The 18,284-nt window shown below is 54.5% G+C and carries 18 protein-coding genes; 4 read left to right on the top strand and 14 right to left on the bottom strand.

What is annotated here, in order from left to right; all coding sequences use genetic code 11:
- Positions 1–88 precede the first annotated feature (88 nt).
- The 6 genes from cheW to flhD all read right to left on the bottom strand — a co-directional run bounded on the left by cheW (position 89) and on the right by flhD (position 5,494).
- Positions 89–592: a chemotaxis protein CheW gene (gene cheW, locus INF58_RS12810; RefSeq protein WP_003859699.1), complete on the bottom strand. Its 504-nt coding sequence runs from the start codon at positions 590–592 to the stop codon at positions 89–91.
- 19 nt (positions 593–611) lie between these two features.
- Positions 612–2,621: a chemotaxis protein CheA gene (gene cheA, locus INF58_RS12815; RefSeq protein WP_063450138.1), complete on the bottom strand. Its 2,010-nt coding sequence runs from the start codon at positions 2,619–2,621 to the stop codon at positions 612–614.
- A 4-nt stretch (positions 2,622–2,625) separates the two neighbouring features.
- On the bottom strand, positions 2,626–3,555 hold the full coding sequence (motB, locus tag INF58_RS12820; protein WP_022648511.1) for a flagellar motor protein MotB: 930 nt from the start codon (positions 3,553–3,555) through the stop codon (positions 2,626–2,628).
- Positions 3,552–4,439, bottom strand: coding sequence for a flagellar motor stator protein MotA (gene motA, locus INF58_RS12825; protein WP_003859696.1), 888 nt, complete (start codon positions 4,437–4,439; stop codon positions 3,552–3,554). Before motA ends, motB begins: the two co-directional genes overlap by 4 nt.
- Positions 4,440–4,562: 123 nt before the next feature.
- Positions 4,563–5,141, bottom strand: coding sequence for a flagellar transcriptional regulator FlhC (gene flhC / locus INF58_RS12830; RefSeq protein ID WP_003859695.1), 579 nt, complete (start codon positions 5,139–5,141; stop codon positions 4,563–4,565).
- Positions 5,142–5,143: 2 nt separating this feature from the next.
- The gene (flhD, locus tag INF58_RS12835; RefSeq protein ID WP_003859693.1) at positions 5,144–5,494 is read right to left on the bottom strand and encodes a flagellar transcriptional regulator FlhD; all 351 of its coding nucleotides are present in this window, start codon (positions 5,492–5,494) and stop codon (positions 5,144–5,146) included.
- 797 nt (positions 5,495–6,291) lie between these two features.
- Here flhD and uspC point away from each other — a divergent pair.
- The gene (gene uspC / locus INF58_RS12840; RefSeq protein WP_193527823.1) at positions 6,292–6,720 is read left to right on the top strand and encodes a universal stress protein UspC; all 429 of its coding nucleotides are present in this window, start codon (positions 6,292–6,294) and stop codon (positions 6,718–6,720) included.
- A 15-nt stretch (positions 6,721–6,735) separates the two neighbouring features.
- Here uspC and otsA read toward each other — a convergent pair whose 3' ends face one another.
- The 6 genes from otsA to INF58_RS12870 form a co-directional block, all read right to left on the bottom strand.
- Positions 6,736–8,160, bottom strand: a complete 1,425-nt coding sequence (gene otsA, locus INF58_RS12845; RefSeq protein WP_063868442.1) for an alpha,alpha-trehalose-phosphate synthase — start codon at positions 8,158–8,160, stop codon at positions 6,736–6,738.
- The gene (gene otsB, locus INF58_RS12850; RefSeq protein ID WP_193033465.1) at positions 8,135–8,938 is read right to left on the bottom strand and encodes a trehalose-phosphatase; all 804 of its coding nucleotides are present in this window, start codon (positions 8,936–8,938) and stop codon (positions 8,135–8,137) included. The genes otsA and otsB overlap by 26 nt, the downstream gene beginning before the upstream one ends.
- A 153-nt stretch (positions 8,939–9,091) precedes the next feature.
- Positions 9,092–10,072, bottom strand: coding sequence for an L-arabinose ABC transporter permease AraH (gene araH / locus INF58_RS12855; protein ID WP_063450143.1), 981 nt, complete (start codon positions 10,070–10,072; stop codon positions 9,092–9,094).
- Positions 10,073–10,086: 14 nt separating this feature from the next.
- Complete coding sequence (araG, locus tag INF58_RS12860) at positions 10,087–11,601, bottom strand: L-arabinose ABC transporter ATP-binding protein AraG (RefSeq protein WP_193527815.1); 1,515 nt, start codon at positions 11,599–11,601, stop codon at positions 10,087–10,089.
- A 71-nt stretch (positions 11,602–11,672) separates the two neighbouring features.
- Positions 11,673–12,662 carry an arabinose ABC transporter substrate-binding protein AraF gene (gene araF, locus INF58_RS12865; RefSeq protein ID WP_017384422.1) on the bottom strand — a complete coding sequence of 330 codons (990 nt, stop codon included), beginning with the start codon at positions 12,660–12,662 and terminating at the stop codon, positions 11,673–11,675.
- Positions 12,663–12,977: 315 nt separating this feature from the next.
- Positions 12,978–13,535 carry a DJ-1/PfpI family protein gene (locus INF58_RS12870; RefSeq protein ID WP_193527824.1) on the bottom strand — a complete coding sequence of 186 codons (558 nt, stop codon included), beginning with the start codon at positions 13,533–13,535 and terminating at the stop codon, positions 12,978–12,980.
- Positions 13,536–14,039: 504 nt separating this feature from the next.
- Here INF58_RS12870 and INF58_RS12875 point away from each other — a divergent pair.
- Positions 14,040–14,543 carry a non-heme ferritin-like protein gene (locus INF58_RS12875; RefSeq protein ID WP_102751027.1) on the top strand — a complete coding sequence of 168 codons (504 nt, stop codon included), beginning with the start codon at positions 14,040–14,042 and terminating at the stop codon, positions 14,541–14,543.
- Between the two features lie 141 nt (positions 14,544–14,684).
- The gene (locus tag INF58_RS12880; protein WP_112793130.1) at positions 14,685–16,028 is read left to right on the top strand and encodes an anaerobic C4-dicarboxylate transporter; all 1,344 of its coding nucleotides are present in this window, start codon (positions 14,685–14,687) and stop codon (positions 16,026–16,028) included.
- 80 nt (positions 16,029–16,108) lie between these two features.
- Here the strand turns inward: INF58_RS12880 and INF58_RS12885 are convergent, their stop codons facing one another.
- Positions 16,109–16,360, bottom strand: coding sequence for a DUF2766 family protein (locus INF58_RS12885; protein ID WP_003859683.1), 252 nt, complete (start codon positions 16,358–16,360; stop codon positions 16,109–16,111).
- A gap of 107 nt (positions 16,361–16,467) precedes the next feature.
- Positions 16,468–16,551, bottom strand: a complete 84-nt coding sequence (gene azuC, locus INF58_RS12890; RefSeq protein WP_003859682.1) for a stress response protein AzuC — start codon at positions 16,549–16,551, stop codon at positions 16,468–16,470.
- 214 nt (positions 16,552–16,765) lie between these two features.
- Between azuC and INF58_RS12895 the strand changes: the two genes are divergently transcribed.
- Positions 16,766–18,184, top strand: coding sequence for an MFS transporter (locus INF58_RS12895; RefSeq protein ID WP_193527816.1), 1,419 nt, complete (start codon positions 16,766–16,768; stop codon positions 18,182–18,184).
- Positions 18,185–18,284: the final 100 nt, after the last annotated feature.

Raw genomic sequence — 18,284 nt, forward strand, 5'->3', positions numbered from 1 at the left:
AAGAGCCGGGTGGCGGCTTCGCCTTACCCGGCCTACAAATGGCTCGAACACGTAGGCCGGGTAGGCGTCAGCGCCACCCGGCTTTGTTTTATGCCACGTGATTCGCCGCGATATCCAGCAGCGCCATCTCTTCACTGTTCAGCAGCTTTTCAATATTGACCAGAATCAGCATACGCTCGCCGAGCGCACCCAGACCCGTCAGGTATTCTGTCGACAGCGTGACCGCAAACTCCGGCGCAGGACGGATTTGATCGGCGGTCAGCGACAGCACGTCAGACACGCCGTCCACGACGATCCCTACCACGCGCTGCCCCAGATTCAGGACAATCACCACCGTGTTGTCGTTGTACTCCACGTCGCCCTGGCTGAACTTCACGCGCAGATCCACGATAGGCACAATCACACCGCGCAGGTTGGTCACACCCTTGATAAACGCTGGCGTGTTCGCAATGCGCGTTACCTGATCGTAACCGCGAATTTCCTGCACTTTCAGAATGTCGATCCCGTACTCTTCATCCCCTAAAGTGAAAACCAGGAATTCCTGCCCAGATGGCTCGCCCGCCAGTTTCGTTACGTTACTCATACCGGTCATGTTATTACCTTTTACTTAATCAGGCGGCTGTGTTCGCCACACGTTGTTCACGATTTAATCCCTGAAGTGCCGATACATCGACGATCAGCGCGACGCTACCATCACCCAGGATGGTGGCAGCAGAGATCCCCGGCACTTTGCGGTAGTTACTTTCCAGGTTCTTAACCACCACCTGATGCTGACCAATCAGTTGATCGACCAGCAGCGCGTAGCGGCGTCCGGCGCTTTGCAGGATCACAACGATACCCTGCGTCGCCTCGGTTTTTGCCCCGTCCACTTCGAACACTTTCCACAGTTCCACCAGCGGCAGGTATTCGCCGCGCACTTCAAGCACGCGCTCGCCGCCCGCCAGCGGATGGAGATCTTCTTCACGCGGCTGGAGGGATTCCATCACCGCGTTCAGCGGCAGAATAAAGACTTCGTCCGCCACTTTAACGGACATACCGTCAAGAATGGCCAGCGTCAGCGGCAGCAGGATACGAATCGTGGTGCCCGCGCCCTGCTTAGACTGGATCTCAACGTGACCACCCATCTCCTGAATGTTACGTTTCACCACGTCCATGCCCACGCCACGGCCGGAAACATCGGTGACCTGCTCTGCGGTTGAGAAGCCCGGGGCAAAAATCAGCATGCCCACTTCTTCATCGGTCATGTTTTCGTTGACCGCCATCCCCTGCGAAATCGCCTTCGCCAGGATACGCTCGCGGTTCAGGCCCGCGCCGTCATCGGTCACTTCGATGCAGATGTTGCCGCCCTGATGTTCAGCAGACAAGATCAGGTTGCCAACCGGCGATTTTCCGGCGGCCACGCGGTTTTCCGGCAACTCGATGCCGTGGTCGAGGCTGTTACGCACCAGGTGCGTTAACGGGTCGATAATGCGTTCGATCAGGCTTTTGTCCAGCTCGGTAGAGCTGCCCATCAGCGTGAGTTCGATTTGCTTGTTGAGCTTGCCGGCCAGGTCGCGCACCAGGCGCGGGAAGCGGCTGAAGACATATTCCATCGGCATCATGCGGATGGACATCACCGATTCCTGCAAATCGCGGGCGTTACGTTGTAACTGACCCATGCTGGTGATGAGATCCCCGTGGGTCACCGGGTCCAGCTCGTTGGAGCGCTGGGCCAGCATCGACTGGGTGATCACCAGTTCACCGACCAGGTTGATCAGCTGATCCACTTTTTCTACCGCCACGCGGATGCTCGTGGACTCGCTGGAACGCGCCGCCGGTTTTTCACCGCGCGCCGGCGATGCCGTCTCTTTAGGCACGGCCTTCAGCGCAGGGGCAGCAGGGACCACCGCAGGGGCCTTTTCTTCCGCAGCGGGCGCTTCAACCGCCGCAGCGTCGGTTTCGAAAGCAATCTGATCCGCTTCAATAACGAAGCACAGCACCGCCACGATGTCGTCCTGGCCGATACCGTCGTCGAGGGTCGCGGCCAGGCTGTCTTTGCCCTTCACCACGTTGCTGAGCGTCGCCAGGTTACCCAGCTCCTCTTCCAGCAGGTTGACCTCGCTCTCTTTCAGGCGTGACAGTACCACACGCAGTTTCCCTGCGGGCGCTTCAGGAGCCGTATCTGGCTCAGCAACGGCGTCAACAACGCTCAGTTTTGCCGCAGGGACAACGGGCGCAGACGCCTCACCTTTGGCTTCCAGCGCGAGCTGACGCAGCGCGTTGCAGATGTATTCAAAGCTGGCGGCATCAGGCTCTGCCGAACTTTTATAGGCGTCGAGCTGTTCCTGCATAATATCTTTCGTTTCCAAAAACAGGTTGATAATGTCGGTATTGAGCTGCATCTCACCGCGTCGTGCTTCATCCAGCAGGTTTTCCATTAAATGGGTCGTTTCCTGCAAAATGGTAAATCCAAACGTGCCGGCTCCGCCTTTAATGGAGTGCGCCGCACGGAAGATGGCGTTGAGCTGTTCTGAGTCCGGTGCTTCAGGCACCAGATCCAGCAAATGTTGCTCCATATCGGCCAACAGTTCGTCGGCTTCATCAAAAAATGTCTGGTAAAAATCGGTAATATCCATGCTCACGCTATCACCTCGGATTGGCTGGTGGCGATGTTGGAACGGCAGCCGAAGGGACGGCCCCAGGCTGTTTTAAATCGTCCAGTGACTCATTCTGACTTTCGGCGTTTTCGTGCAGGATGGCCTGCTCCGCCTGCTGGTTCAGCACTAAAAGACTGATACGACGGTTGATGGCGTCATCCGGTCCGCGGTCGGTAAGGCGCATGGTTGCAGCCATGCCGACCACGCGCAGGACCTTGCCATCATCAAGCCCACCCGCCACCAGCTCGCGTCGCGAGGCGTTGGCGCGATCGGCAGAAAGCTCCCAGTTGCTGTATCCCTTCTCGCCCGTGGCGTACGGGAAATCATCCGTGTGACCGGACAGGCTAACGCGGTTAGGAATGCCGTTCAGCACCGGTGCAATCGCGCGCAAAATATCGCGCATATAGGGCTCCACGTCGGCGCTGCCGGTTTTGAACATCGGCCGGTTCTGGCTATCGATGATCTGAATGCGCAGCCCTTCCTGTACCAGGTCGATCTTCAGATGCGGACGCAGCGCGCGCAGTTTGGGGTCCGCTTCAATCAGCTGATCCAGGTCGCCGCGCAGTTTTTTCAGGCGCGCCTGCTCCATCCGTTTTTTTAGTTCGTCGATGTTAGGCTGTTTTTTGACTTCGCCCTGCTGCTGGGTGTAATCGTCACCGCCGCCGGGGATCGGGCTGTCGCTGTTCGAAATACGCGGTCCGCCGGTGACCGCCGTCGCCAGCGGCGTTCTGAAATATTCCGCAATCTGGATAAGCTCTTTCGGGCTGGAGATGGAGATCAGCCACATCACCAGGAAGAAGGCCATCATGGCGGTCATAAAGTCGGCGTAGGCGATTTTCCAGGAGCCGTGAGAACCGTGCCCGTGCCCCTTATGCTTGCGCTTTTTTACGATGACGATCGGGTGGGACTGGTTTTTCATGCGTCCTCGGTGGTCGTCTGTTGGTTAGGGTTTTTCACCGCACGCACGTGCTCTTCCAGTTCGATAAACGACGGACGTTCGCTGGAGTAGAGCGTTTTACGACCAAATTCGACGGCGATCGGTGGTGCATAGCCGTTGAGGTTTGAGAGCAGCGTAATTTTCACGCACTGCATCATTTTGGTGGTTTCGGCGCTCTTCTGGCGCAGCACGCTCGCCAGCGGGGAGATAAAGCCGTAGGCCAGCAAAATACCGAGGAAGGTTCCCACCATCGCGTGGGCAATCAGCGCCCCCAACTCTGCCGCCGGGCGATCCGCCGAGGCCAGGGCATGAACAACGCCCATAACCGCCGCCACGATCCCGAAGGCCGGAAGCGAGTCGCCCACCAGCGCCAGGCTGTTGGCCGGCACTTCAGATTCGCTCTCGTGGGTTTCGATCTCTTCGTCCATCAGGGCTTCAATTTCGAAGGTGTTCATGTTGCCGCTGATGATCAGGCGCAGGTAATCGACGATAAAATCGAGCATCATCGCATCGGCCAGAATACGCGGGTAGCTGGCGAAAATTTCGCTCTCTTTCGGGTTTTCGATGTCCCGCTCCAGCGAGAACATCCCCTGCTGACGTGACTTCGCCATCAGACGATAGAGCAGCGCCAGCAGATCCATATACATGCTTTTGGTGTATTTCGAACGACGAAACAGCAGCGGAATCGCCTTCAGCGTGCCCTTGATCGATTTACCGTTGTTCCCAACGATAAAAGCCCCTACCCCTGCACCGCCGATGATGACAAGTTCAGCCGGTTGATAGAGTGCTCCAAGGTGCCCGCCGGTCATCATGTAACCGCCGAAAACTGTACCGAGAACTACCAGGTAACCTAATAAGATAAGCACGACATCATCCTTCCGCTAGTGACTATGGCAGGACGTTCATTTCGAGCGCATGACCGGAACGCAGGGTAAAAAAAAGCAGCGGTAATGGCTTACCGCTGCTGGAATCTTGCCCACAGGTTCGGGTTAAACAGCGTGTTCGATCTGTTCATCCAGCAGTTGTGGAATAATATCGGCAGCATCCCGGGAAAGTTTACGTCTTTTTACGGCTCGGGATGGAGGCTGGCACAAACTACAGGCGAAGCTGCCCGCAGGCTGGTGCGCGTGGGTAATAAAATTGCCGTCACAGCAGTTGCAGCGCGACAATTCAAGCATTCCGCTTTCAACAAAACGCACCAGCGTCCAGGCGCGCGTCAGCGCCAGCAGAGGACCCTCTTCCTGCTGCGGGCATTGCTCAAGGTAAAGTTTGTAGGCTTTGATCACGGCGTCAACGCCGCTGCATAAGCCCGTTTTAAGCAGGTACTGCCAGGCGTTGCAGAACATGGAAGCGTGGATATTCTGTTCCCAGGTCATGAACCAGTCCGTTGAAAACGGCAGCATGCCTTTCGGCGGCGGGCTTCCACGTAACTCTTTGTACAGCTTGATCAAACGTCCACGGCTCAGCTGCGTCTCGCTTTCCAGCATCTGTAAACGCGCGCCCAGCGTGATCAGCTCCATCGCCAGCTGTATGTCACGGGCTTCCTGAACAATGCTTTTTTCGCTCATTGTTAAGCCCTTTTCTTCCGGGCTACGTCATCAGGCTGGCTGATTTCGTTGAGCAGGCGGGTGGAGAGAAGAATACCGGTGTGGATCTGTTGCAGATCGTCCACGCGGGATTCCTGAGTCAGACGCGTAATGGTCTGGGGGTTATCAAAACGGAACTGGCAGACAAGTTGGTTAGTTTCCGCCAGCTTGACCATCTGCGGAAGCGTTAATCCACCCAGCATGGTTGCCATCTCTTCGTTAACACCCAGACGAAACATCGCTGAAGGTTTGTCCTGACTAATCAAACGCTGCGCGAGCAATAAATACGACAAATTGATGTCGTAAATATGTTTTAGCAACTCGGATGTATGCATTTTTCCCATCCCGAATAACCAACTATTATTTTTATGCGGAAAGACCGCACCCCGTGATGTCGCCGGGAAATCACCCGGTATAAAAAAGAAAAGGCCAAATGCATAGTTGAATTTAGGTTTGTACGTCGTAAAGCGCGTGACCGGCTAACATGGCCAAAATGTCGGTTACACATTTTATCTTTTCTTACAAATAACTAAGATTTTTCCTAATTCGACGCAAACTCTACTCGTCAGTTTTGACACATACAATGCAGCCCCCCCTGGAATTTAAAAAAAATGTGATCTACGTCACATAATTTACGCGAATGTAACCCATAAATCCATCAGCGGGACTTGTAATTTGGGTGTTTTTCACCCAACCGAAGCTTGTTTATATTCTTAAGCAACGAATACTCATGCATCAGGACGGGAAAATTGGGCCTGGGATAGGCGAGAACAGGGCAAATTCGCGATAACCTGCTATGGGGAAAACGTCACGCTGAAACGACATTTAATTAATAAAGTAAAAACAGCAGGTTAACGTTGGCAACCAAAAAAACAGTTTCGTTGCGTAACGATCTTCGTCGGATTGACGTTGCGTTAAGCCGGGTGAACCGCCCGGAAGCTTAAATGTGTGATTTACGTTAAGTTGTTAATTATTTTCATTTAGCCCAACTTTTCAGTTATTCTTCTTATAAGAATAATTAATGAATAATTATGATAAGCTTCACACTAATGACGCATTCACCTCTTGCAGTAACGTCAGTTTCGCGGTAAAGCTGGGGAAACTTGTCATTCTGACATCAAAGGAGTGCGTGATGAGTTACTCCCATCTGCTTGTTTCCGTTGCTGTTTCTCCCGAAAGCCATCAGCTTGTCGCCCGAGCCGTGTCCATCGCCCGCCCCGCAAACGCCCGCATCAGCCTGATCACGCTGGCCGCCGAACCCGAAATGTATAATCAGCTGGCTGCGCCGATGCTGGAGGATATTCGTGAGGTGTTGCAGGAGGAAACGCAGCAATTTTTGCGAGAACTGGCACAGAGGGCAGATTATCCGATTCATCAGACCGTCATCGCAACGGGTGAATTAAGCGCGCATATTCTCGACATGTGCCAGAAAGAGAATATTGACCTGGTTATTTGCGGGAATCATAACCAGAGCTTTTTTTCTCGTGCGGCTTGCTCGGCAAAATCCATTGTTTCATCAAGCCATATTGATGTACTGCTGGTGCCTCTCGGGGGCAATTAATGCCCCCGGAGAAAATCAGGCGAGTTTAGGGAATGTCGCGATCTTTTTTTGCAGGTCACCTTCCTGACTCTGCGGCTGGATCGCGCGCAAATCGTCAATAAAACGCGCCTGCCAGCGGTCGATATCATTCTTAACGATGGTCTCCATCATTTCCGAATGACGTGAAATACGTTCCGCAAGCGGCATGGTTAACGCGCGGTTCAGGGCATTGGCCACGTCATCGCGATCGTAAGGGTTCACAATCAGCGCTGAGGTTAACTCGTTTGCCGCACCGGCAAATTGTGACAGCACCAGCACGCCAGGGTCAGCAGGATCTTGTGCTGCAACATACTCTTTTGCCACCAGATTCATCCCGTCGCGCAGCGGTGTGACCAGGCCGACGTCAGCATAGCGGAACACCTTCATCAGGATTTTGCGCTCAAAGTGCTGATTCAGATAGAAAAGCGGTGTCCAGCCGAGCTGGCCGTAACGTCCGTTGATGCGCCCTGCTTCGGTCTCCAGCTGGTGACGAATATCCTGATAGGCCTGAACCTCACCGCGCGAGGTTGGCGCTATCTGTGTATAGCGGATCTTGCCGTGATGCTGCGGGAATTTATCCAGCAGGGTTTCGTAAGCAAGGAATCGTTCCGGCAACCCTTTGGAGTAATCCAGGCGCTCGACCGAGAAGATGTTCTTAACGTGCTTAAGTTCGTTCTTAAGCTGCGCAAGCTTCGGCGGCAGCGGGCCGGAGGCCTGTTCGGCGATTTCGTCAGGCTCAATACCAATCGGGTAGACTTCGGTATGGAAATTTCGCCCCCACGCGGTGTGAGATTTTCCGCCGTGAGTGACAAGCCGCGTTTTACCCGACACGCTGTCGAGGAAAGCCAGCCTGTCGTTTTCCGTCTGGAACCCGAGCAGGTCGTAATCGGACAGCGCCTCCAGGATCTCTTCATGTTGCGGCAGCGCCGTAAAAATCTCCGGAGTCGGGAAAGGAATATGCAGGAAGAAGCCGATGCGGTTCTTCACGCCACGTTTACGCAGCTCCCTGGCGAAGGGCAGCAGGTGATAATCGTGGATCCATAAAATATCGTCTTCTTCGATGAGCGGCAGCAGTTTATCTGCCAGCAGCGCGTTGACGCGCATATAGCCTTCATAGGATTCACGCTGGAACTTCACCAGATCCAGACGATAGTGGAACGCAGGCCACAGCACGGCGTTCGAGAACTCGGAATAATATTCATCGTAGTCCTTTTCGCTGAGGGCGAAAGAGGCCCACGTGATATTGCCCCGCGACACCTTGTTTAGCGGTTTTTCATCATTACTGATTTCACCGCTCCAGCCAAACCAGAGACCACCCGCGGCTTTGAGGGCACCTAATACCCCGACCGCCAGTCCACCGGCACTGGCTTTTTTATCATCCGGCGGTGCGATGCGATTAGAGACGACGACTAAGCGACCCATAATGATTTCTCCCGTTGTTTTGCGCTATTTGTTGTTGTTGCTGGTTAGCGACGTCAGATATCCACTGCCAGACGCTGGCGACATTTTCCAGACGCCATCCGGCAATGGTTTCACCAGGCCCGACCTTGACAGACATGCCCTCGGCCTGGTTTACCACGCTGAACCCGGCCTCATCGGTCAGGTCATCCCCAAAAAATACAGGCGTACGCCCTTTGAACGGTGCTTCCGCCATAAACGCTGCAATGGCAGCGCCTTTATTAATGCCTGCCGGTTTAATCTCAACCACACATTTACCCGGCTGTAAGGCCAGCTCCGGATGGGCTTCCGCCACGCTTCTTGCCAGCGCAAAGATCGCCGACTCATGGTGGGGTGCCTGACGGTAGTGCAGCGCAAAGGCCATGCCTTTGGCTTCCAGTTCCGTACCAGGAAGCAGTTCCAGTGCCGAAGAGAGTTGCGCATGCAGCGCCTGAATCAGCGTATCGGGGAGTGAAACTATGTGCAGTTGATCATGGATGTCGCGGCGCTCCGCTCCGTGTACACCGGCCAGCGGAAAGTGATAAGGACTGGCGAGCACGTCCAGCTCAGCCATTGAGCGCCCTGAAATCAATGCCAGTGCCCCCTCGTTCTGTCGTGAGAGCTGCTGCAAATTCTCTAACACCGTATCCGGTACAACGACGTCATCAGGATGCGGCTCAATCCCGGCGAGCGTCCCGTCGAGGTCAAAAAAGAAAGCAAATTTTCCGGGCAGTACAGGCGGTGCGGTTAACAAGTCAGCCACCCTAATCCTCCTTACGGTTAGCAAAACAGCCATGTAAGTATAGACAGTGTGACGCTGCTCGCCATTTAGCAACCGGCCCGTCAGCAAAACTGGCGGGCCGGTCAGGGGGTCAACTATGGTTAATAGTTGAGCATATTGGTGACTAAAAATAAATCAGACGGTGCGCTTCGCTTTTTGCTTGTAACGGTCGAATATCACCGCTGCCAGCAGGATCAGGCCGCGCACGACGTACTGAGAGAACGGAGAAATATTAAGCAGGTTCATGGCGTTCTCCACGGTCCCCAGAATCAGGATCCCCGCCACCACATATGAGATTTTTCCGATGCCGCCCTTGAGGGAAACGCCCCCCAAAACGCAGGCTGAAATGACAATCAGCTCATAGCCGATAGAGGTCATTGGCTGGCCGCTGGTCATGCGCGACGCCAGAATAATCCCCGCCGCCGCCGATACCAGCCCGGAAAGCACGAAGATAATGATCTTGGTGCGCACAACCGGCACCCCCGCCAGGCGCGCCGCTTCCTCGTTACCGCCAATTGCCAGGGTATTACGGCCAAAGGTGGTGCGGTTAAGCAGGAAACCGAACAGGATCAGACAGGCGACCGTCAGCCAGATAGGCGCGGGCAGGCCCAGCCAGTTAGCATAGCCCAGCGTGAAGAAGCGCTCGTCTTCAATCCCCACCGCCTTACCGTCAGAGATGATATAGGCCAGACCGCGCACGATTTGCATGGTCGCCAGCGTCGTGATCAGGGCGTTAATCTTCAGGCGCGCAATCACGAAGCCGTTCACCAGGCCGCTCAGCACGCCGAGCATCAGCCCGGCAAATACGCCGATCCACAGGCTTTCGGTCATGTTGATGACCACGGCGGTGGTGACGCCGGCACAGGCAATCACCGAGGCGACCGACAGGTCAAAATCGCCGGAGGCCAGACAGAACAGCATTCCGCAGGCCACCATGCCGGACATGGAGATCGCCAGCCCCAGCCCCTTCATGTTGATGAAGGTCGCGAAGTTTGGCACAAAAATCGCGCACGCAACGAACAGGGCGGCAAAAACCACCAGCATGCCGTACTGGTCCCAGATGCGGCCAACGCTGAAGGCCGACTTCGGCGCTCCGGATGTAGTAACAGAGGACATCATTGACTCCTTACTCAGGCGACAGCCTGGCTAACTTTAGGCATGGCGAGACTCAACGCCTGTTGTTCATTCGCCTGTTCATGCAACAATTCACCGGCAATTTCGCCTTCGCGCATCACAACGATACGGTCGGCAACGCCGAGCACTTCAGGCAGATCGCTGGAGGCGAACAGCACCGCCACGCCGCGTTTTGCCAGCTCATAGATGACGTTATAAATTTCGTGTTTCGCCCCGACGTCGATGCCGCGCGTCGGCTCGTCGAGCAAAATGACCTTCATGTCTTCCGACAGCCAGCGACCCAGAATCGCTTTCTGCTGGTTGCCGCCGGACAGGTTCATGATCAGCTGTTCAGCGCCGGGGGTTTTGATGTTCAGCGAACGGATATGGTGATCCGCGTTGCTCGCCTCCCAGCCGTCGTTAATCAGGCATCCCGCACGGATGAACTTGCGCCGGGCAGAGATGTTGATGTTGTCGCGCACCGAGTGTACAGGAATGATGCCTTCGGCCTTTCGATCCTCCGGGCAGAGCATGATGCCCGCATTAATCGCCTGGGCAGGCTTCTGAATATCCACCTTTTTCCCGTCGACGAAGACCTGGCCCTGGGTGATGCGCGTACCGCCAAACAGCCCTTTCATCAGCTCGCTACGCCCTGCTCCCACCAGGCCAAACAGCCCGACGATTTCGCCGCTGCGCACCGAGAGTGAGATAGGCGTGCGAACGCCGGGCGCTTTAACGTTATCCAGACGCAGACGCTCCGGGCCGTATTCGCGCGGTTTCCAGTGGTAGATATCACCCAGATCGCGTCCGACCATCGCCTGCACCAGCTGGTCATGATTGACCTGCTCCATATCGGTAAAGGTGTGCACGTAGCGGCCATCCTTAAACACCGTGATGGCATCGCTTAAGGCGAAAATCTCTTCCATACGGTGAGAAACGTACAGAATGATGCGGCCCTCTTTGCGCAGCTCGCGGATCACGCGAAAGAGGTTTTCTATTTCGCGCGCGGAGAGCGAGCTGGTTGGCTCATCGAAAGCGATGATTTTGGCGTTACGCGCCAGCGCTTTGGCAATTTCCACCATCTGCCACTGGCCGATGGAGAGATACTTAAGGGGCGTTTGCGGATCGACATCCAGCCCAAGGTGCTTCAGCTGCAAGCCCGCTTCATAGTTGAGCAGCGAGCGGTTGACCACGCCGCTTTTATGCGGAAGCTGGCCCAGATAGATGTTCTCCGCCACGGTCATCTCAGGAATAAGGTGCAGCTCCTGATAGATGATGGCGACACCCGCGTTTAGCGCGGCCGTGGTGTCGGCAAAGGCCACCTCTTCGCCGCGAATGGCCAGCGTACCGGTGGTGGGCGTGTAGTTGCCGCTGAGGATTTTTAGCAGCGTGGATTTTCCCGCGCCGTTCTCCCCCATCAGGGCGTGAACCTGGCCGGCATAGCAGTCGAAGCTGATATCGGTCAGCGCGTTTACGCCGGGGAACGTTTTCCCGATGCCGCGGAAAGAGAGATACGGATCAGACTGTTGCATAACGACTCCGTGATTCCTGTAGTGTGTACGTCTGGCCCCTCACGGCGAGTGAGGGGCGCAATCACAGCGTATTACTTACCGCCCAGTCCTTTTTTCGCCAGCTCCTCTTTGAAGTTATCGCGGGTGATCAGCACCACGTCGGTCACTTCGGTGAATTTCGGCGGCTCAACCCCTTTGGTCACCCAGTTGTAGAGCATTTCACTGGATTTGTAGCCGTGGACATCCGGGCTTGGCAGCAGGGAGCCGTAGAAGCCGGTTGCCTGCGCTTTAGACAGTTCGCTCACGGCGTCAACGCCGTTAATGCCGATCCCAATCACGTCCGGTGCCTTAAAGCCCTGACCTTCCGTTGCACGCACGCCGCCCAGCACGGTGTTGTCGTTCATGCCCACCACCAGCCAGTGTTTCACCTCCGGATGCTGGACGAGCATGGAGTTCGCCGCATCAAAGGCGCCCGGGATATCGTTGGACTTGGTCGGCACTTTGTAGATCTGTTTTTCCGGGAAGCCGGCCGCCTTCAGCGCGTCCATGGAGCCCGTGGTACGACGACGGGCGGTATCCAGCTCGTCAGCGGTAATGGCCATTACGGCGGTCTCTTTCACATCCCAGCCGCGTTTTTGCATCTCTTTATAGAGCTCCTGACCCTGACGCTCACCGATTTTGGTGGCCGCCATCATCACCAGCGGAACGGTATCCATCGGTTTGCCTTTGGCATTCACGAACTGGTCGTCAACGGCAATGACTTTCATATCGTAACCGCGCGCTTTCGCGGCTATAGCCGAACCCAGTTTTGGATCCGGGGTACAGATAACGAAACCTTTTGCGCCGCTGGCCGCCAGGCTATCGATGGCGTTCAGCGTTTTCTCGCCGTCAGGCACGGCGATTTTAATCACCTCAAATCCCAAATCTTTCCCGGCTTTATCAGCAAATTTCCATTCGGTCTGGAACCACGGTTCTTCAGGCTGTTTGACCAGAAAACCGAGCTTTAAATTTTCAGCGATAGCGGATTGTGACATAACGGCAGCCAGGCCGATGGCCGCCAGCGCTTTAGTAAATTTGTGCATGGTAAACTCCAGCTTAAGTATTCTTATCTGTAGGGAATAATGGCGAACAGCTTATTTAATCGGACTTAAAACAAGGCATTAGCGCTTACCTCGTCATAAGCGTTATTGCTGGAGATAGTTTTAGCGGGAAATTAATCATCCATAAGAGAGCGCCATCACACCGCAGAATTACAGTAATTGCGTACATAAATTCAGCGAAAAATGACATAAAAAAGGCCGTAATTGTCCTACAAATGGGAAGGGATTAAGCAGAATTATCCATAAGGTCAGCTAAGACGTCCCTGTCATCCGGACGCCTGAGCGCCCGGCAGGAAATTACCAGGAGTAATAGATGTGTTCCGCATGATCGCGAACGGGGGCGTCGTCGCCCAACAGACGAGCAGAGAGCGTCAGCGCAAAGTCAAAAGCGTGTCCCAGGCCCTTACCGCTGATAAGGTTGTTATCCTCTACGACCGGCGCATCCACATAAACCCCGTCATTAACGGTTTCCCACAGATCGCCGGAACAGACGTAGCGGCGCCCCTTGAGCAACCCGTTGCCGCCGAGAACCCGCGCTGCCGCAGAGCAGATGGGACAGATGAGCTTGCCGCGCTCGTCGTGCGCGGAAATAAAGCGTATCACCTCGCGGTTAGCCGCGAGGCTGACGCTTCCCTGCGGCCCGCCGGGTAACACCACCGCGTCATAAAGCGTCTCACTGCGCTCCGTTAGCGTACTGTCGGCCACCATGGGAATATTGTGGTAACTCACTACCGCACGGGACTCCGTGCAGGCCAGCGTTTCCACCTCAATCTGCAAGCGGCGCAGAATATCAATAGTGATAATCGCTTCTGCTTCTTCAAAACCTGGTGCCAACAGCACCGCAACTTTAGTCATCATAAACCTCAACGGATGAAACGATATAAAACATTGTTTCATTTTTACACCATGTCAGATGACAATCTTGCGACGCGATCACAGAACCGTATATTGCGGTAAAATTGATTTAGCTCAAATTTCCTACAGCAGGATATATTTGCAGATATTATTTCTCATTTAACACTTTCGCAGAATTTCCCGCCAAAGAAGGTTTCCTGAAACGATAAAAATGAGCGTTATTCTTTTTTAAATCAATAAAATCATATAATTAAAAAACAATCCGACTTGTCGCCTGTTTTCTATTCTGCGCTATATTTAAATTTGTAATGTATGGTAAACACAGCCCAATTAAGAGTTTTCTTAATTCGAAGAGAAGCGTATGCTTATTTAAATCGAACACAGGAAGTGAATTTTCGAGTTTCTTTACCTTGCAGAAATCTTTTTCTGCCATTCAATCGTCAATACCTGCCAGGTCAGGTTAAGTAGCGGACATCAAGTCCCACAGTCAATAAGGATATGAGTATGACTACCCAAACGATGATGCAAAAACTGAATGCCCAGATGAACCTGGAGTTTTACGCTTCAAATCTGCATCTGCATTTGAGCGCGTGGTGTTCCAGAAAAAGCCTCAACGGCACTGCCACCTTCTTTCGTACTCAGGCGCAAAGTAACGTCACGCACATGATGCGTGTCTTTAACTTTTTAAAAGCCGTCGGGGCAAACCCCACCGTAAAAGAGCTTGAAACGATTGAAGATAATTACTCTTCTCTGGAAGAACTGTTTCAGAAAACGCTCGAAGAGTATGAGCAGCGCTGTGCGACACTGAGCAAGCTGGCTGATGAAGCCAAAGCGCAACAGGACATCACGACCTTCAGGTTTTTAAGAGATATGGACAGAGAGCAGCAGCAGGATGGCATGCTGCTGAAAACACTCGCAGATGAAATCCGCAACGCGAAGCGCGCGGGTATTTGCCTGGAGCAGACGGACCGCCATCTTCTGGACCTTGCCACCGTTCAGCACCACTAATCCCTTTCACCCGCTCCCGTCAGGGAGTGGGTACCAACTCCCTGCTTTTACTGACATTTAACAAATCAGATCTCGCTCCCAATGAATAACCACACATCGTGTAATGATTTGTTTAATTACATTCATTGACGAGGGAGCATCATGATCACCATTGAGTTTATTGTCATTATCCTCTGCCTGCTGATAGGCACACGCTTCGGCGGTATGGGACTGGGACTGATAAGCGGCATCGGCCTGTTTATTTTGAGTTTTGTCTTTGGTCTGCAACCCGGTAAACCCCCGGTTGACGTGATGCTCACGATCCTTGCGGTCATCGGCTGCGCGGCCACGCTACAGACTGCGGGAGGCCTGAACGTGATGATGCAGTTCGCGGAGCGTCTGCTGCGTAAACATCCCCAGCACATCACCCTTCTCGCGCCATTTACCACCTGGACGCTGACCTTTCTCTGCGGGACCGGCCACGTCGTTTACACCATGTTTCCCATTATCGCGGATATTGCCCTGAAAAAAGGCATACGTCCGGAACGACCAATGGCGGTGGCCTCGGTGGCATCTCAGATGGCGATCACCGCCTCCCCCGTTTCCGTGGCCGTCGTGTCGCTAGTGTCCATTCTGGGTGCGCAGCACGGTATCGGCCACGCGTGGGGGATCCTCGAAATCCTGGCCGTCTCCGTACCGGCCTCGCTGTGTGGCGTCGCTATCGCCGCGCTGTGGAGCTTACGCCGCGGGAAGAACCTGGCAGACGATCCTGAGTTTCAGGAAAAGCTGAGAGATCCGAAACAGCGGGAGTTTATCTACGGGGGAACGGAGACGCTAATGGATCAGCGCTTCCCGAAACAGGCCTATTGGTCAACGTGGATTTTCTTCGCCGGTATTGCCGTCGTGGTGCTGCTGGGGGCAGTGCCAGCGCTACGCCCAGCCTTTGAGATCAAAGGTAAAATGACGGCTCTGTCGATGAATCTTGTCATTCAAATGATGATGTTGATTGCCGGGGCCGTCATGCTGATGACCTGCAAGGTCAATGCATCGGCAATTTCAAACGGGGCAGTGTTTAAGGCGGGGATGGTCGCCATTTTCTCGGTGTTTGGCGTGGCGTGGATGAGCGATACCTTTTTTCAGGCGCATCTCGACGAGCTGAAAATGGCGCTGGAGGGGGTCGTGAAGAGCCATCCCTGGACGTATGCCATCGTGCTGTTTCTGGTCTCAAAACTGGTCAACAGCCAGGCCGCGGCCTTGACCGCCGTCGCCCCGATGGGGTTGATGCTGGGCATCGATCCGAAAATGCTGGTTGCTTTCTTCCCGGCGTCATACGGCTACTTTGTGCTGCCCACCTATCCGAGCGATCTGGCCTGTATCGGATTCGATCGCTCCGGCACCACCCGCATCGGCAAATTCATCATTAACCACAGCTTTATTCTGCCGGGGCTGATTGGCGTCAGCTGCGCCTGCGTGGTGAGCTATCTGCTGGTGCAGACGTTCTTCTGACCCTTCTGAGGGCGACAGGCTCTGTCGCCCTTCAACGCATAATCAGAAAACAGTTTCTAATTTTAAAACATCGGTTTATTTTAGTGTGACTCACCCTGCGGCGTGAAGCGGAGTTCAATCAGCGCGATCGCTTTCTGGATCGCGCGGAGCGTAACCGGATCCGCCGCGGCAGGATGGTTGGTGAAATCGATGTTTTTCAGTTGGGTCGACATCTTTTCGCGCACTTCTACCGGCGCGATAACGTCAATTACATCAAGGATTTGTTTGATAACCAGCTGGCAGGCGACGACGTCAGATACCAGTTCCTGATCGGCGCTCAGGTTTTGTGACATGGGTTTCTCCTTATTGAAAGGCCGCCATAGTAGCAAAACAGACGCCCTTCCATCTCCCTCTCGTCGTTCGCAGACATAAAAAAACCTGCCGAAGCAGGTTTTTTTTATCAGAACATCGCACCCGGTGGGACGTCTTTGAACGTCGTGCAGTAGTTCGCCCACATGCTTTTCAGGATTTTGCGCAGTTTCATTATATTGCTCCAGTAACGTGTTATGCAGGTGTTATTGTCAATACGCTTATAATATGACCACCATCACAAAAATCAACCGTTTTGTGACCTGCATCACGGTTGCTAACCCCACAGTGCTGCTGGTTTGTTAAAAAAAGCCAAGATAAATCCGCATCTTACGGACTTATAAATTCCAGTAAATTTTTATAAAATTTTTTGAACGGGCAGGAAGAGAATGAGTGAAAACCTAACCGGCAAAGAGGGCCGTAGACTCTCGCCTGCGGCGCTGCTGGTGGCCGGTGCTTTCTTTATGGAGTTTCTGGACGGGACGGTGATTGCCACCGCGCTGCCGGACATGGCCAAGAGCTTTGGCGTACAGGCCGTGGATCTGAATATTGGTATCAGCGCCTATCTGATTACCCTGGCCGTGCTGATCCCCGCCAGCGGCTGGATTGCCGACCGCTTCGGCGCACGCAAAGTGTTCGCCCTCGCGCTGGCAATCTTCACGCTGGCCTCGGTATTTTGCGGCCTGTCCACCACGCTGGAGCAGTTCGTGGCGATGCGCGTGCTCCAGGGCATAGGCGGCGCGCTGATGGTGCCCGTTGGCCGCCTGGCCGTGCTACGCACAACGCCAAAACACCAGCTCATCACGGCAATCGCCACCCTGACCTGGCCTGCGCTGGTTGCGCCAATCATCGGCCCGCCGCTGGGCGGGTTCATCACAAGCTATGCCGACTGGCGTTGGATCTTCTTTATTAACGTGCCGCTGGGGTTCATCGCCATTTTGCTGGCGCTGCGCATCATTCCTGACCTGCATGAAGATACGCGACGGCCGTTTGATTTGCCGGGTTTTGTTGTCACCACCCTTGCCATGGTAAGCCTGGTGTACGCGATGGAGTTGATGGGAAGACAGCCTCTCCGGGCAGGATTAACGGCCACGCTGTTCATCGTCGGTTTTGTCGCGTTGGGCCTGGCGCTGCGTCATTTTAAACGGGCAGCCTGGCCGATGATCGGGCTCGATGCGATGCAAGTGCCGACGTTTCGCGTCACCCTGTACGGCGGATCGCTGTTTCGCGCTTCCATCAGCGCGGTCCCGTTCCTGCTACCGCTGATGTTTCAGGTCGGCTTTGGCATGGATGCGTTCCATTCGGGACTGCTGGTGCTGGCCGTTTTCGTTGGCAATCTCACCATTAAACCCGCGACGACGCCCCTGATCCGCGGCCTGGGGTTTAAGCGGCTTTTGCTGATTAACGGTGCGCTGAATGTGATGGCATTGCTGGCCTGCGCGTTTATCACTCCGCAGACCCCGGTGTGGCTCGTGATGCTGATCCTCTATCTGGGCGGCGTTTTCCGCTCGGTTCAGTTTACGGCGGTCAGTACGCTGGCCTTTGCGGATGTGCCCCCGGCGCAGATGAGCTACGCCAATACGTTATTTTCAACCGCAACGCAGCTTGCCGTGGGGCTTGGGATCTCACTCGGGGCAATTGGTATTCGTATCGGGGAAACAGTCAGCGAGGCGATGGGGCTTACCGCCATGCCGGGAATGAGCTTCCGGCTGGCATTTGTGGCGATCGCGCTAATCTGCCTGGTGGGGATGTTTGACACGCTGCGCCTGACCAAAGATGCAGGCAGCGCGGTCTCATCGAAAAAGTAAGGCTTCTTGCCGGGCAGGCAGCGGGTATGAACCGGAAACATGGGTAACACTTTAGACCGGATACATGGGTAACAGTTATAACTGGCATAGAAGAGGAGAC

It is taken from the genome of Enterobacter cloacae complex sp. P24RS, from assembly GCF_014982165.1.
In the GTDB taxonomy this organism is placed as follows: Bacteria; Pseudomonadota; Gammaproteobacteria; order Enterobacterales; family Enterobacteriaceae; genus Enterobacter; species Enterobacter quasihormaechei.

Coding starts and splice junctions, on each gene's coding strand:
- uspC (WP_193527823.1), top strand. CDS start 6,292: ATGAGTTACTCCCATCTGCTTGTTTCCGTTGCTGTTTCTCCCGAAAGC.
- motB (WP_022648511.1), bottom strand. CDS start 3,555: ATGAAAAACCAGTCCCACCCGATCGTCATCGTAAAAAAGCGCAAGCAT.
- azuC (WP_003859682.1), bottom strand. CDS start 16,551: ATGAAACTGCGCAAAATCCTGAAAAGCATGTGGGCGAACTACTGCACG.
- araG (WP_193527815.1), bottom strand. CDS start 11,601: ATGCAACAGTCTGATCCGTATCTCTCTTTCCGCGGCATCGGGAAAACG.
- INF58_RS12895 (WP_193527816.1), top strand. CDS start 16,766: ATGAGTGAAAACCTAACCGGCAAAGAGGGCCGTAGACTCTCGCCTGCG.
- INF58_RS12885 (WP_003859683.1), bottom strand. CDS start 16,360: ATGTCACAAAACCTGAGCGCCGATCAGGAACTGGTATCTGACGTCGTC.
- INF58_RS12875 (WP_102751027.1), top strand. CDS start 14,040: ATGACTACCCAAACGATGATGCAAAAACTGAATGCCCAGATGAACCTG.
- cheW (WP_003859699.1), bottom strand. CDS start 592: ATGACCGGTATGAGTAACGTAACGAAACTGGCGGGCGAGCCATCTGGG.
- otsA (WP_063868442.1), bottom strand. CDS start 8,160: ATGGGTCGCTTAGTCGTCGTCTCTAATCGCATCGCACCGCCGGATGAT.
- flhC (WP_003859695.1), bottom strand. CDS start 5,141: ATGAGCGAAAAAAGCATTGTTCAGGAAGCCCGTGACATACAGCTGGCG.
- INF58_RS12880 (WP_112793130.1), top strand. CDS start 14,685: ATGATCACCATTGAGTTTATTGTCATTATCCTCTGCCTGCTGATAGGC.
- INF58_RS12870 (WP_193527824.1), bottom strand. CDS start 13,535: ATGACTAAAGTTGCGGTGCTGTTGGCACCAGGTTTTGAAGAAGCAGAA.
- araF (WP_017384422.1), bottom strand. CDS start 12,662: ATGCACAAATTTACTAAAGCGCTGGCGGCCATCGGCCTGGCTGCCGTT.
- flhD (WP_003859693.1), bottom strand. CDS start 5,494: ATGCATACATCCGAGTTGCTAAAACATATTTACGACATCAATTTGTCG.
- araH (WP_063450143.1), bottom strand. CDS start 10,072: ATGTCCTCTGTTACTACATCCGGAGCGCCGAAGTCGGCCTTCAGCGTT.